The 14,061-nt window shown below is 37.4% G+C and carries 10 protein-coding genes; 3 read left to right on the top strand and 7 right to left on the bottom strand.

Translation table 11 applies throughout. The annotated features are described in order from the left end of the window. The first annotated feature begins 307 nt into the window (after positions 1 to 307). From ACO1DI_RS00455 to ACO1DI_RS00445, 3 genes are read left to right on the top strand one after another with little or no spacing between them, the layout of a single operon-like run. On the top strand, positions 308 to 1,153 hold the full coding sequence (locus ACO1DI_RS00455; RefSeq protein WP_423144938.1) for a transporter substrate-binding domain-containing protein: 846 nt from the start codon (positions 308 to 310) through the stop codon (positions 1,151 to 1,153). 37 nt (positions 1,154 to 1,190) lie between these two features. Continuing rightward, a complete protein-coding gene (locus ACO1DI_RS00450; protein WP_108674540.1) occupies positions 1,191 to 1,892 on the top strand; it encodes an amino acid ABC transporter permease in 702 nt (233 codons plus the stop codon). Between the two features lie 27 nt (positions 1,893 to 1,919). After that, complete coding sequence (locus tag ACO1DI_RS00445; RefSeq protein ID WP_423144937.1) at positions 1,920 to 2,645, top strand: amino acid ABC transporter permease; 726 nt, start codon at positions 1,920 to 1,922, stop codon at positions 2,643 to 2,645. 69 nt (positions 2,646 to 2,714) lie between these two features. On the opposite strand, the gene ACO1DI_RS00440 is transcribed toward ACO1DI_RS00445, so the two are convergent. From ACO1DI_RS00440 to ACO1DI_RS00410, 7 genes are all read right to left on the bottom strand, one after another. Next, on the bottom strand, positions 2,715 to 6,293 hold the full coding sequence (locus tag ACO1DI_RS00440; RefSeq protein ID WP_423144936.1) for a GH32 C-terminal domain-containing protein: 3,579 nt from the start codon (positions 6,291 to 6,293) through the stop codon (positions 2,715 to 2,717). An 86-nt stretch (positions 6,294 to 6,379) separates the two neighbouring features. Beyond that, positions 6,380 to 7,207 (bottom strand): mannose/fructose/sorbose PTS transporter subunit IID, encoded by an 828-nt coding sequence (locus ACO1DI_RS00435; protein WP_013056298.1) that lies wholly within the window; start codon positions 7,205 to 7,207, stop codon positions 6,380 to 6,382. A gap of 26 nt (positions 7,208 to 7,233) precedes the next feature. Further along, positions 7,234 to 8,040 (bottom strand): PTS mannose/fructose/sorbose transporter subunit IIC, encoded by an 807-nt coding sequence (locus tag ACO1DI_RS00430; RefSeq protein WP_013056297.1) that lies wholly within the window; start codon positions 8,038 to 8,040, stop codon positions 7,234 to 7,236. Between the two features lie 12 nt (positions 8,041 to 8,052). Then, the gene (locus ACO1DI_RS00425; protein WP_013056296.1) at positions 8,053 to 8,547 is read right to left on the bottom strand and encodes a PTS system mannose/fructose/N-acetylgalactosamine-transporter subunit IIB; all 495 of its coding nucleotides are present in this window, start codon (positions 8,545 to 8,547) and stop codon (positions 8,053 to 8,055) included. Next, a complete protein-coding gene (locus ACO1DI_RS00420; protein WP_014460796.1) occupies positions 8,544 to 8,984 on the bottom strand; it encodes a mannose/fructose/sorbose PTS transporter subunit IIA in 441 nt (146 codons plus the stop codon). The genes ACO1DI_RS00425 and ACO1DI_RS00420 overlap by 4 nt, the downstream gene beginning before the upstream one ends. Positions 8,985 to 9,238: 254 nt before the next feature. Further along, positions 9,239 to 12,025, bottom strand: a complete 2,787-nt coding sequence (locus ACO1DI_RS00415; RefSeq protein WP_423144935.1) for a sigma 54-interacting transcriptional regulator — start codon at positions 12,023 to 12,025, stop codon at positions 9,239 to 9,241. Between the two features lie 356 nt (positions 12,026 to 12,381). Beyond that, positions 12,382 to 13,833 (bottom strand): glycoside hydrolase family 68 protein, encoded by a 1,452-nt coding sequence (locus ACO1DI_RS00410; RefSeq protein WP_014460798.1) that lies wholly within the window; start codon positions 13,831 to 13,833, stop codon positions 12,382 to 12,384. Positions 13,834 to 14,061 lie beyond the last annotated feature (228 nt).

Below are 14,061 nucleotides of genomic sequence, written 5' to 3'. Positions count from 1 at the left end.
TTAGGTGCTTCAATCGAGCATTAGATAAAAAGTCTAAAAAATCTAACCAAAATGTTTATACTGCCCAAAAATCATACTTTACAAATCGGAATAATTAACCTAATATAAACTTCATATTAATCAGGCCGCCTGGTCAACCAGAGGCTCTTCAAACGTATTGATAACTTTTGAAGAGCCTCTTTTGTTTCGCAATCTAAAGTTCACTGCCTACTGGATCACCAATGGCACCGAAAAAGCTTTTTAGCAGCTTTTTCGGTGCTTTTTTATTACTCGTCAAACAGAAATCAGTATCGGGAGGAATAAAACGATGAAAAAATTATGCTTTACTTTAACTTTGGCAATTGGACTTATTATGGCTTTAGGAGGATGCTCTCAAAGCTCTAGTTCAGAAAACCGAGATAGAAAAGTAGTCAAAGTTGCTTTGAGTGATGAAGTAAATCCGCCTTTTCTATTTACGGACGAACAGAATGAACCTATTGGATATGATATGGATTATTTAAAGCAGCTTGAAAAAAAGCTTCCAGAGTACAAATTTGAATACACCCTTGGAGAAGAAGAAACAAATTTGGTAGGTGTCTCGACGGGAAAATATGATTTCGCCATCAACTGGTTCTTTAAAAACCCTGAACGTGAAGAAAAGTTTCTTTATCCTGCACATGAATATGGTTATTCTTTAACGGCCTTAGTGACACAAAAATCACGGAATGATATCAAAACACTTGACGATATGGTAGGTAAAAAATTTCCACCTGTATCGGCTACGGGCGGATTGCGCGCTATTTTAAATGCTTATAACAAAGAACATGCCACTAAGCCTTTAACATTAGAAAGCATTGATAACCCTTCTACGGCAGAAAACTTAAAGTTAGTGGATAAAAGTAAAGCGGATGCTATTTTTTTAAACGTAACAACATTTAACGAAGTACAAAAACAGCTCAAATTAAATTTAAAAGTAGGAGGCATTGTATCAAAAGAACCAACTTGGTTAGTCTTTAATAAAAATAATCAAAAACTTGCTGATGAAATTGATAAAGCGACAGTCAAATTAAAAAATGACGGGACGCTAGAAAACTTGGCTGAAAAATGGTTTAAAGTAAATTTCTTTAAAGACTTAAAGTATATTAATCAACAAAACTTCAATTTTCAAGATTAAATGAGTATAAGAATTCATCATTAAGGCGGGGTGAGATATGATCAGTACTGATTTTCATGATTGGTTAAAACTATTGTGGCAAGTGGTAGATAAACTTCCTTTAACGCTATTTATGTTAGGCCTTTCTCTACTTTTTTCGTTGCTTTTAGGTTTCGTGATTGCCCTGATACGCATTCAAAAAAAGCCTGTTCTTTCTAAAATGGCTACCATCTATTTATCTTTTATGCGCTGTACACCGCTGCTTGTTCAGCTGTTTCTTGTATACTTTGGCCTTCCTCAGCTGCTGCTCCTTGTGCATATCGACATTAACAGCTGGAGTCGCATCACTTTCTTGGTGATTGCTTTTTCCTTACATACTGCCGCTCCTTTATCGGAAGTTATTCGTTCAGCATATCTCTCGATTGATAACGGCCAGTTCGAAGCAGCGTATAGTATAGGCATGAACTATTTTCAATCCTTAAGAAGAATTATCCTTCCTCAAGCGTTTGTAGCAGCACTACCTAATTTAGGAAATGCTACGATTTCATTATTAAAAGATACTGCACTTGCTTTTAGCATTGGGATTATTGATATTATGGGGCAAGTTCGCCTCATTTTGGGCAACAACTATGGAATAGGAATGTTTGAAATTTATGTTACGATTTCACTTGTTTATTGGAGCATGTGTATCGTAATTGAAATCATAGTCAGTAATTTAGAGAAACATTTTAAAAAAGGCAGGGTCAGCATCTCTAAATAGCCTGCACTAGTAAAGGAGTGAACATGATTGCCTATTATTGATTTGCGATTTGCTTTGGAGCAAACTCCTGAAGTCTTAAAAGGTGTGCCTTTAACACTAACAATATCGATCATTTCAATGGCGTTAGGAAGTATTTTTGGTCTTTTCATTGCGGTATGCAGAATATATAAAATTCCACTGCTAGAGCAAATAGCTGTTATATACGTCTCATTTATGAGAGGCACTCCATTGCTCGTACAGCTCTATGTATTTTTCTACGGAATCCCTATTTTTATAGAATTTCTAAACGAGACTCAAGGATGGCACTTAGGTGGGGATACTATTTCACCTTTAATTTATGCTTTAATTGCGTATACATTAAATACCTCTGCTTATCAATCAGAGGTATTCCGTTCTTCTATTCAAACCATTGACCGTGGTCAATTTGAAGCTGCATATTCAATAGGAATGACTACTTTTCAAGCTATTAAAAGAATTATCTTCCCCCAATCTTTAGTAGCTGCTATTCCTAACCTTGGAAACATTTTTATTAGTTTAATTAAAGCCACTTCTCTTGCTTTTGCAGTAAAAGTAGTTGAAATTATGGCGATATCTAAGGTCATCGCCAATGATGGGTACAGATATTTAGAAATGTATCTGGTCGCTTCACTTATTTACTGGATTCTTTGCTTTTTCTTTGAAAGGCTGTTTGTAGTCATTGAAAAAAAGCTTAGTTATTATGAATTAAGAGAAGAAGTGCGTTCAGTTTCTTAGTCCCCCTAGAAAAATCACCATAAACGGATTAAGAAAGCTGCCTTAGTACACGGCAGCTTTCACAATCCCTTAATCCACTATTTCAAATTTCACTTCATTAAACAAACTAGTAGAATTCCACACATTCAGCCCAGCATAACCTTCTGAAAAGGTAGAGTCCATCGTATCGATCACCAGCTTATCATTGAGATAAACTTGAATGTGTTCTCCTTCAGCCGTCACTTTTAGATGGTAATCCGTATTTGTCTTTAAAGCCAGCTTTCCCCCATCATCGTAAATAATGAGATCCTTGCCTATTCCGTCTCTAAACGCAATGAGCTTTATTTGATTATTCAGCACATCTACATTCGCAGCATAAGCATTGTTTGCCTGTTCATCCGAACGGAATACTAGCGCTCCTGCTCCTGTAGAATTTGAAACGGGATCGTCTAACACCTTTATTTTTGCCTCATATGTGAAATTTTTTGCTTCTTTTGATGATAAGGTAAAGGAATCTTCTTTGCTTCGTCCTTGTTTTCCGTTAATCGTATCGGCCCATAGTCCGCTAATATTCTTCCATTCAGATAAGTTTGTGTCAACAGGACTTTTATTCCAAATAGATTTTAATGGATACATCTTGAGAGAATTTAATTTTACAGCTCCTCCTTTGCTGTAAAGCTTTATTTTATTGCTTGAAAGCGTTGGAAAGAGCTGGTCTGTTATTACTGCAGTGCCGTCATTGCCAAATACTTCTGCAGACGACTGGTCTACAAACATATGAAGCTTAACCTTTCCGGCTTTTGGAAGCATGGGAGCAGAGTGTTTGCCTTTCACATTTTCACCAAAATCAAAACTTCCAGAGTTTGTTCGGTCAACAAATAATTGCTGCTTGTTTATGTTATAGCTGACTTTCGTATTTTCGCTGCCTTCTTTTTGAATTTGAAAACCAAATTCTTGTGCATCTGTATTTGAAACATCGAATTCTGCAATGATTTCATATTTGTTTTCCTGTATGCCTGAAAGAAGATTTTTGTTTTCAGTAACCATCAGATTCTTCAACACCTTTTTTTCTTGCTTATTGCGAATTGAATCAATTGAAACAGGTATTTGTTTTAAACGAAGCCCTTTTGCTGTGTTGGTGAGTTCTATTTTTCTTGGGATTGACATAGAGCTTCTCCAAGTAGTAGTTGGGGTATTGTTGGCATATTGCCAGTTGCTCATCCAGCCTAGCCAATACTTTTCTCCGTTATCTTCTTCAACACCGCTCCAATCTACAGCAGCATAAAAGTCGGCACCATAATCTGTCCAAAGCACTTCCTCTGGCGGGTTTTCATTTTTAAATGTTTTTCCGTCAAAATCACCAACAAAGTACTGCATACCTGAACCTCCAGCTGCCGCTCCATCATTGATACTGACTTGCAGTACCCATTTTTTCTTCGTGCTGTCTCCATCAACCGGCAGTTCGAGTAAAGTAGGACATTCCCAAATTCCTCCGTTGCTTCCGTGAGTTGAATTCACCCATTCTCCTGACACTGTGTTCCAATCTGAAAGCTCTCCGCCTTCTCTTTGTTTAGCTTCCTCTGGTTCTTTTGCTACACTATCTACTTTCTCCGGCATTTTTTCTGTATTAAATACATTCACATCATCTAGATTAATATGCCCCCATCCTCCTACAGCTTGATCAACGGCTTTAATGTACAGTACTTCTCCTATATACTTAGAAGCATCCCACACGTAGCGCTGGTACTTTTCATCTGCAAACTTTGTATTCGCTTGACGAATCAATTCTTTGTCGTCAGAGGCCCGGACTAAGGATACATAGCGATTTGCGGAGTCGTTTCCTCCTCCTATTAACAAATTGATTTCACCTGAACCGCTCAATTTAAAATAAGATGAATGTAATTCCCCCGTGGCATTATCGCCATCATGCTTATCAGAAAACCCCCATAAATGATACTTTCCCTTCTGTTCAAAGAGGCCGCTCCAATTTGCGGTGGCGTCCGTTACATGATCATTTGTGAATGCATTTCCTTTTATTGTTTTCCAGCCGGTGAGATCTCCTGTTTCAAAACTTTTATTTTTAATTTCCTTTTCATCCGTATCAATAAACTTGGTCATGTTAACGTCTTGGAACCGGACTGAAGATTGATTAACGTGTAATCCAAACAATCCTTTTGAAAAAGTTTCATCTTTTGCAGTAAGGGTGAAGTTATCGTCTATATGCAAATCAAGTTCATTTCCCGATGCAGTTACTTTTACTTGATGTGATTTGCTCGTATCAATTTTTTCGTTTGTTTCAGCAAGTACAGTTGAAATGCCATTTTGAAGCTTGACTAGTTTGACTGTATCCTTAGAAGCATCCACGCTAGCTATATATCCGTTTTTGGCTTCCGCGTCTGCTCGAAAAAGTAGTGCACCTGAACCATGGTTTTTATCTAAAAATGTCATATTTGACTCGTAAATAAACTGATCTCCCTGTTCTTCACTCATAATATATCCGTCGCTGTCAGATTTACCGATTTTTCCATCAGTAGTATCATTCCATGTTCCCGTAACAGGTTTCCAGTTAGATAGATTGGTGATGAAATTAGATTGATTCGTAAATTTAACATGACGAAAGACAGCTGTGGAATTCCATGCTGTTAGTCCAAACTGACCGTTTTCAAAAGATGCATCACTGCCTTCTAAAACCTGTTTTCCATTTAACAGTATCTTAAAGTGGTGACTGTTTGCTGCTACTTTCACGTGATACGCTTGTGACGTATCCAGCCTCATTGGCTTTGAAACAACGGTCGTTACGTTTCCTTTCTCTACTTTGTTAAGTGTTAAGAGGTTCTTTTCAGCATCTAAATTGACGGTATATGCATTTGTTGTATCTTTATCAGAACGAAAAACAAGGCCTCCTGCACCTTCGCGTCCATTCTTTTCTACAAGCGTAATTTCTCCCTCTAGAGTAAAGGATTGACCTTTTTGTTCAGACAAAGTATATGAATAGGCACCGCTTTGACCGTTTGCTTGAATCCCTCCGTCAGATCCAAACTCACTTGCGTATTTCCAACTTTTTAAGTCAGGTGATGTATAAAACATGATTTTATCTTTAGCAGCTAAAGACATCACCCACTGCTTGGTTTGGTCGTGCCAAAATACTTTTGGGTCGCGCCAGTCAGGAACTGGGGGATTCGGCATAACAGGATTTCCTTCATATTTGGTCCACGTTCTTCCGCTGTCCTTGCTGTATGCTAGACTTTGCACCTGCCCTTTACTGCCCGAGTGCGTAAAGATAGCTACCATCGCTTCTTTTCCAAACCCTGCGGTATTATTCCAATCAATAACGGCACTTCCTGAAAAGATCTCTCCGTTCTCATCTGGAGAAAGAGCAACCGGCAAGTGTTTCCATTTCACTAAGTCTGTACTAACTGCATGCCCCCAGTGCATAGGTCCCCAGGTGGTACCGTAAGGATAATACTGATAAAAAAGGTGATACTCCCCGTTATAATAGACCATTCCATTTGGATCGTTCATCCAGTTCGCTTCTGGAGAAAAATGAAATTGATTCCGGTATTTTTCTTGATAATACCCTGTATTATCAGCTAATACAGGGTATACAGAAAACAAGCTTATAGAACAAGCGACTCCAATCATTAATAACTTTTTGACGGTTCTTTTCATCTTCCTTTCCTCCTTTATTGGCATACTGGCTATGTAAAACACGTTCACCAGCAGATGCTAGAAGAATAGATGACTCCTCTTATTTATCAGCCTAAAAAGCCGATCCAATAACCTCCTATACCGATTAAGAAAATACCGAAAATAATAAGCAGCGGATTTGTACCTTTTCGAAGCATCCATGCTACTAATAAAGTTAGCGCTAAAGGTAGCAGTCCCGGTAGAATACTATCGAGTACGTCTTGCACGGTTTTCACGACAACTTTACCAGAATCATCTTTGATCCTAGAAACAACCACTGGTATATTAATAGTAGTCCATTTCGAAACCAATGCTCCCATTACAAAGAGTCCTAAAATGGACGCACCTTCCGTCAGTTTTTGAATTCGATTCCCTACTAAATCTTTTAAAATTTCTGTTCCTTTTAAATAGCCATATTTTAATCCATAATATTTTGTACTTAATCGAATGGCATTAATTAAGATGAAAAACAGCAGTGGCCCGGCAATATTCCCGCCTAACGCAAGAGATGCGCCTAGTGCTGCGAGAACTGGCCGCAGCGTTCCCCAGAAAATAGGGTCTCCTACACCAGCAAGCGGCCCCATTAATCCAATTTTCATTCCGCTGATAGCTTTTTCATCAAAATCTTTTTTGTTTGCCATTTCTTCTTCCATTGCTGCCGTTACGCCGAATATAGGTGCAGAAATCCATGGATGTGTATTGAACCATTCTAAATGCCGCTTTAGTGCTGCATTTCGCTGTGCCCCTGGTCCGTATAAACGTTTGATTGCCGGAATCATAACATAACAGTAGCCCATTGCCTGAACACGCTCAAAGTTAAATGAACCGAGTAAAAAATTCGAACGAATGAACATGCTAAAGATATCTTTTTTCGTTAATCTTTTTTCATTTTCCATCTCTATCCCTCCCTTAAGTTCGCCGTTTAGGCATCTAAATCATCGTCATCATCATATACTTGTTCGCTCCCTGTAGCTGCGGGAACGCCCGCCGGCTGCATTTGATTTCGCTGCTGCATTACTTGCTGATAAAGAAGTGCTAAACAAAGACCCAGCGCTCCAAATCCTACCAGGTTAAACCCTGTAAATGCCGCCAATAAGAACCCGATATAGAAAAAGGGCTTTAAATGAGGAATGTTCATCATATTGATAACCATGGCATATCCTACGACCACGATAATGCCTCCTCCAATTTGCAGGCCTTTTGTAATAACTTCCGGAATATTTCCGAGGAAAGTTTGCACGGCGCTTACGCTGATTAATGTAACAATTAAAGTTGGAATCATAACGCGGAGAGCCTGAAAACCCATAGCAGTAATATGCATAATTTCAATTCCTTTAAAGTTTCCTTCTTCCGCATACTTATCAGCTCGATGAATTAAAAATACTGTGATGGTACGAACAAAAATGGTGAGTACTTGCCCTGCAGCTGCTAAAGCTATAGCTACCGCAATGCCTTCACCAATCCCCTGACCAGCTGTGATAACTAAAATAGTTGAAATAACAGAAGCAATAGCCGTATCAGGTGCCATCGCCAATCCAACATTCATCCATCCAAGAGCCATTAATTCCAGTGTTCCACCTAAAATAATGCCGGTTTTTAAATCTCCAAGCACCAAGCCTACTAACGTGCAGGCAATGAGAGGACGATGGGATTGCCCTTCGTCCAACACGCTTGCGATGCCAGTTACCGCTGCAATGACTAATAATAAAATAATTTGTATGGAAGACATAAACTCATCTCCTTATTTGATTTTTGTTTCGTTTCTCAGTAGTTGAATAAAATTTTCACTAGAATCTGAAGGTAATTGGCGCAACTCAAGCTTTACGCCTAGTTCCTGCAGCTTCTCAAAAGCATCGATATCTTTTTCGGTAACGCTTACAGATTTGGTGATTTGTTTTCGGTCATTAGCAAAACGCATGCCCCCTACGTTTACTGTCTCAATAGGTACGCCCGCTTGAACAAGAGCGACAATGTCTGCGGGGTTTTCAAACAGCAGCATGGCTGTTGTATCCTGATAACGCGGACTATGAAAGGCTTTTGTCATTTTAGAAATCGAGACAGCGCTCGCTTTTACATTCGAAGGAGCCACAGAAAGTATAAGCGTTTTTCGCATTTCATCCGCTGCCACCTCATCTGAAACAATAATAATTCGATCTGCTGCATTTGTTTTGATCCATCTTGTTAATACCTGCCCGTGAATAAAGCGATCATCAATTCTTGCTAAAACGATTTTCATAATAATCCATCCTCTCCGATTTGGTTTGCTTGCTGGATTTTCTCCAAATGTTCACTGCACACTTGAAAACTTTCTTCATTCACTTGCTTTAATCTTCCTAACATCTCTTTTAACGTAACGTGTTCTCGCATGGCTAACACTTCTAACAGCATAGGCAAGTTAACTCCGGATACCATATCCGCTGTTTTATTTTTAAGGATATAGGGAGTAGCCGCATTGTAGGGTGTACCTCCGAAAATATCGACTAAAAAAAGCACTTCATTTTCTAAAGGCATTTCCTCTAGTGCCTGCTTATATTTTTCTTCAAGGGTTTGGATACCCTCTCCTTTTAGAAAAGGTACGGCTACTACGTGATTCTCTTCACCAAATATCATTTTGGAAGACCCTTCTAATGCTGGTGCGAAATCACCATGTCCACTAATAATGACTGAAATCATGTACACTTGCTCCTCTCTTTTACGTTCTACACTTATTTATTGCAAGTATCGTGCCAACAAAGAGTATTAAGCGCTTTCATTTATTTTTCAATACCTTTTTCTGTGTTGTTGATACAGGTTTCTTAAAATAAACAAACCTGTATCAAAACGTCATGCGTTTTAATACAGGTTTTTCTGTTATTTAAAAAGTGGGATAAAAAAAGAAACTAGTGGCATATAAATCAAACTAGTTTCTCAGAATTATAATATGATTTTTACATTTCATCCGCAAAAATGGTAGCAATAAATAATTTTTCATCTCTTGTTAAGGTAAGTTTCAGCTTTTTTTCGACGGCTTGTAATGTTTTTTCCGTTTTTTGATAAATATTTTCTAACTGATGAGTGATTTCTTCATCCTCTGGAAAAGTAAGAGGTTCATTTTTTATCATTCTTTCTAAAGCAAAGGCTGTATGCATCACAATTCGAATCATAACAGTGTTGCTTAATTCCATTTCTAACTCATCTTGTACGTGACTTAACCACTCTAACAGAATTTCACTTATGAGGTATGGATTAATAAATAGAAGGTACTTTCGCAAGTTTTCTTCGCAAAGTTCACGCACCACAATATTCGCTTCGGTTTTCTCGTCATCATAGCGTATCGTTTCTTTTGTAATTGCCTGTTGAAGTATCCGCTCTCCCTGCCCTTCAATGAGGACTTCTAATGATACATGAGGCGCATCAATCCTTGGATTTTTAGTACCTGCTGTTGCAACAATTTCATATTCTTTTTGAATTTCTCGAATGTTTGCTGCTAATTTAATAGAAGAAACGGTTAGAATTTTAATAGGTTCTTGAGATACTTTGCGTGAAATAATCGTTAAGATTTTTTCTAATTGTTTTGCTGTACCGCTTCCTGTTGTACAAATAGAAACAAGTGCTTTCTTTTTTCCAAACACGTGCTGCTGCTTATCTATAAATTCCATAAAGTCTTTTTGCACCGAATCAAATATGGCATATAAATTTAAGTCTAAATAATTTACTTTTCTAACGGTGTCTAACACCATAGACGTCGTCACGTTGCTGATTGTTTTAATCTTAGCCCCTGTTTTTTGTTCCAACTTGCTTTCTAACATGGCAAGCGAACCCATGTCCACGAGCATTAATACGCCTTCTCCTTCATCTACTGTCTTAATTCCTTGGATTAACCTATCTACAATCTCGACCGGAGATACCGTCAAAGGCACATCAATAGCTATAATAGGAGTGCTTCCTAAAAGCTCCGTAGCCACTTCTACCATAGAAGTGGCCGTGCTGTTTCCATGTGCAGCAACTACAATCCCCACTCGCTTATTTTCTTCTAACGTTCGAATGGATTGAATAACCATTGTGAGATAAATGACTTCTATTTCTGGCACGACAATGTTAAACCACTTTTCAATTCGATTTTTAAAAAGCAGGGCTACCGCATATTCTTTTGGATATGTTTCGCGAATTTCATCTATCTCCTTTGTATTTAATACGTCTACTTGTTTTTTTCGCTTTAAAAAGGAGTCCATATGCATACTTAAAAAATGAATAAATCTGCGATCAAATTTACAGTTCAATTCTTTTTCTGCTAAATGTTTTAATTCTTTAGTAAGTTGAATCACGTCATCTTCTACGAATTTCATTAAATTAGAACTCTGGCCATTTTTTTGATTAAAAAAGCTCCGAACATTCAAATGAATGTCGGTAAGAATATATTGATTGATGTCTTCTTGAGATAAACCTTCTTTTGTTAAAACATCTACTTTTTCTTCTATTAACTGATATAAATTAAATGATACGTCTTCCTCCATTTTTATTTCTCGGCTCTCCATAGCCGGAGAAATGATTGTTTTGAGGTTTACATATTCAGAAATTTTTCTGCTGCGCTCCATATTTTTACTATTTGAAATCCAATCTCGTTTAATATCGTCAGGCAAATCTCTCACTGTAAGTTCCACCATATGTTTACTATCAAGGTTATTTAAAAACCCATGTGCGCAAACGAGCTGTACATTGGACTTTAACTGCCCTACATTCCCGAATTTTTCAGTGTGTATTAAAGCATTTAATACATCAATGTGGACACTTAGCTTTTTATTAATTCGTTTAGCTTCTTGTTCTAAAAGAAACGTTGTGAGACGAATCTTTTCTTTTAGAGATCGCTCTTCTAATGACGGAATATGGATAGTCATCGGAATTCTTCTTAAGAAAGTTTGCAGTAAGGCTGAACCGGGATTTTCAGTTGTAGCACAAATAATTAATACTTTAGACGTTCGCTTATGATCTGTTTCCCCTAGGCGATTGTACGTGCCTTGATCAATGAGGTAAAAAAGCATTTCTTGGCCTTCAGGAGGAAGCCGGTGTATTTCATCCATAAAGAGAATGCCTTCATTTGCTTGTTCTACTAAACCTACTTTACTTTCAGTTGCTCCAGTGAAACTCCCTTGCTTATGACCAAATAACTGAGAAAGAAGTAATTGAGGATTATGGTAATAATCAGCGCAGTTAAAGGTAATGAACGGGGCATCTGTTTTTAGCCTCTCTGAATATAAGGCAAATTGATAGATTCGTTTTGCAAAAAGAGATTTTCCTGATCCCGTGGGGCCTAATAGCAGCATATGTAATCCGTTGGGCGGGTAAAGAACAGCAGCTTTTGCTTGAGAAATCGATTTTTTCAAACTGCCTGTAGCTCCAATCATTAATTCAAAAGGATTAGCAGGGAGAGCTTCTTCTTTTCCCTCATTAGATAGCTGCTCTAGTTTTTCTACTTCCATCTTATTCGTATCCCACTTTTGACGACAAATGGTTTCGACAACCTCTAGCGGAACGTAGCGAACGGGGAACATTTTAATTTTGATTACTTTTTGCATCCGGACAAGTTTGTTCAGTTCAAGACTTACATTAGATCTCTCTAAATCTAACTGTTCAGCAATTTCAATCGCTGAGCTTCCTTGTTTATGTAAAAGTTCCACTTCTGTAAACTCCTGAAAATTACTCAACAGCTGATTGTATACCTTATCAATTCGTTTCATTAGAAGCACCTTCTTTATTTTCAGTTCACGATCGGGAGGTTCTCTTTCAAAGAAATGAGGCATTCCCTACTACTACAAGTTATTTCATCTATAAGTACCATCATGTCATACTAATCTATGAAAGCGTTTCAAGCCATTATATGTAAATATATTAAGTTAGTCAACCTTGCATGTCAACCGGTTTCATTCTTAAAGTTATAGTCTGTCTGAATGTTTCATTTTCTTTGAATAACTGTGAATCTGTATATACTACTTTTTTATTTTACTTAGTACTGCAGTTACAGCATATTTTTGATTACATAATAAAACGAAAGAAAACAGCAGCAGTTGTCACCATTTTCTTTCGTTTTTTAAAATTATTTATCTGTAGTTAATTGTCCTTGTTGTAAAATACTATTTTTCACAACAGCTGTTTTTGATCCTTTAATACTTAACAAGAAGCTAGGAGCAAACGTAGAGTGTTCCTCTGAATAGAAGCCTCTGTTTGTCATGTAACTTGTAATCACGACATTGTCTCCTTTCACTTGTGGAACTGCAAAATGTGAATATGTGAACGTTTTGTCATTAGGATCGAGGTTCATATGTAAAACAAGTCCTGTATCATTTAGCGGTTTGTATTTTCCTGTCAGCGTATTTGATACGTATCCTAGCATATATACGTCATCTTGGCCGATACCATCAATGGTCATTTTAGACCCGCGAGAATCTGTGAATAAGTACCATTTCCCATCTTTTTTGAATACATTTGCGCGTTCAATTTCATCTGTTACCGTGTTTGAAGTAATCAGTGGATCCATTACTTTTTTTAAGGTATAGTCGTTATTTAGTTCTACAATGCCTAATGCGCCGTTTGCTAAAGAGGCTTTCTTCTTATTAGAACTCTGCAGTAATTTCTCTTTTTCTGATTGAAAAAATGGATTGTTTCCACCGTAGTAAGCTCGATTGTAAAGAGAATCTTCACCTTGATAACCATCTTCAGTTCCTGTGTTTGCTTCAAACACAAGGTATTTATGCCCTTTATCTTCTACATAGTGAGGATCTCTCAACGTATGATTATCTTCTGAACCATATGCGCCTTCGTCAATAAACTGCTGAATATTTTGATATTTTTTACCGTCACCATCAAAAATGGATTTATGATCTTCAACACCTTCAATTTTTAACGTATCTGCACTTGGCTGAGATACATTTACTTGAGCTGTTGTTAAGGTTTGTTTTCCATAGTTTGTACCTGAAAAATTAGTATAGAATAAGCGTACTTTTCCGTCTGATGTTAAAGTAGCAGATCCTGACCATTCTTGTGTTTGTTTTTTCAAATGAGGATCATTCGGTACAAATTTGTCACTGTCTTTGAACACTCTTCCTGCATTTTTCCAACTGTCAATCGACTCTTCACCCATTTTTTTATAAAACACATAAATAGATGTATCATCCGCATCTTTAGGATCACCTGCTAGTGCAAATACAACTTGGTAACCATGGTAGTTGGCTACTGTTCCGTCAGCATTTTGCAGAGGCCAGCTGTCCCATACGTCTAAGTCAATTAAATTACCCGATTTATCATACCCTTTTGCAGAGGCAATATTTTTGATTGTTGCTTTATCAAAAGCTGGAACTTTAAACTGTTCGCTTTTTTGCTGCTGAGGAATTTTCAGCATGTTATCACGTGTAATATGAGAAACTCTATAATTATTATTTGTATCTTTGTGATTGCTTTCAGCAGCCCATGTTTGAGATCCAGCACCTACTAACATAGCTGTAGCAAAAGATAATGCTGTTGTTCGCTTTGCGATTTTCTTAATGTTCATCTGTTTTCTCCCTTTTGTACAATACTTTTTCTTGTGTTACTCACAAGTAATCCATTTTCTATGTATCGAGAAGTCATATCCATCTGGCGAAATAACAGAACCGGTTCCATCACCTTTCCAAGATTACTTGGATAATATTGAAAAGTCAAATAGGTAAAATGGAGTGATCATACTCTTTTTTCTCCTTTTATTTTTTTGATTTAGTTATAAAGTCTTAAATCTTTAAAT

It is taken from the genome of Priestia sp. 40 (assembly GCF_049368575.1).
Taxonomy (GTDB): domain Bacteria; phylum Bacillota; class Bacilli; order Bacillales; family Bacillaceae_H; genus Priestia; species Priestia zanthoxyli.
The sequence above is the reverse complement of the archived record's forward strand: the minus strand, read 5'-3'. Positions and strand labels throughout refer to the sequence as shown.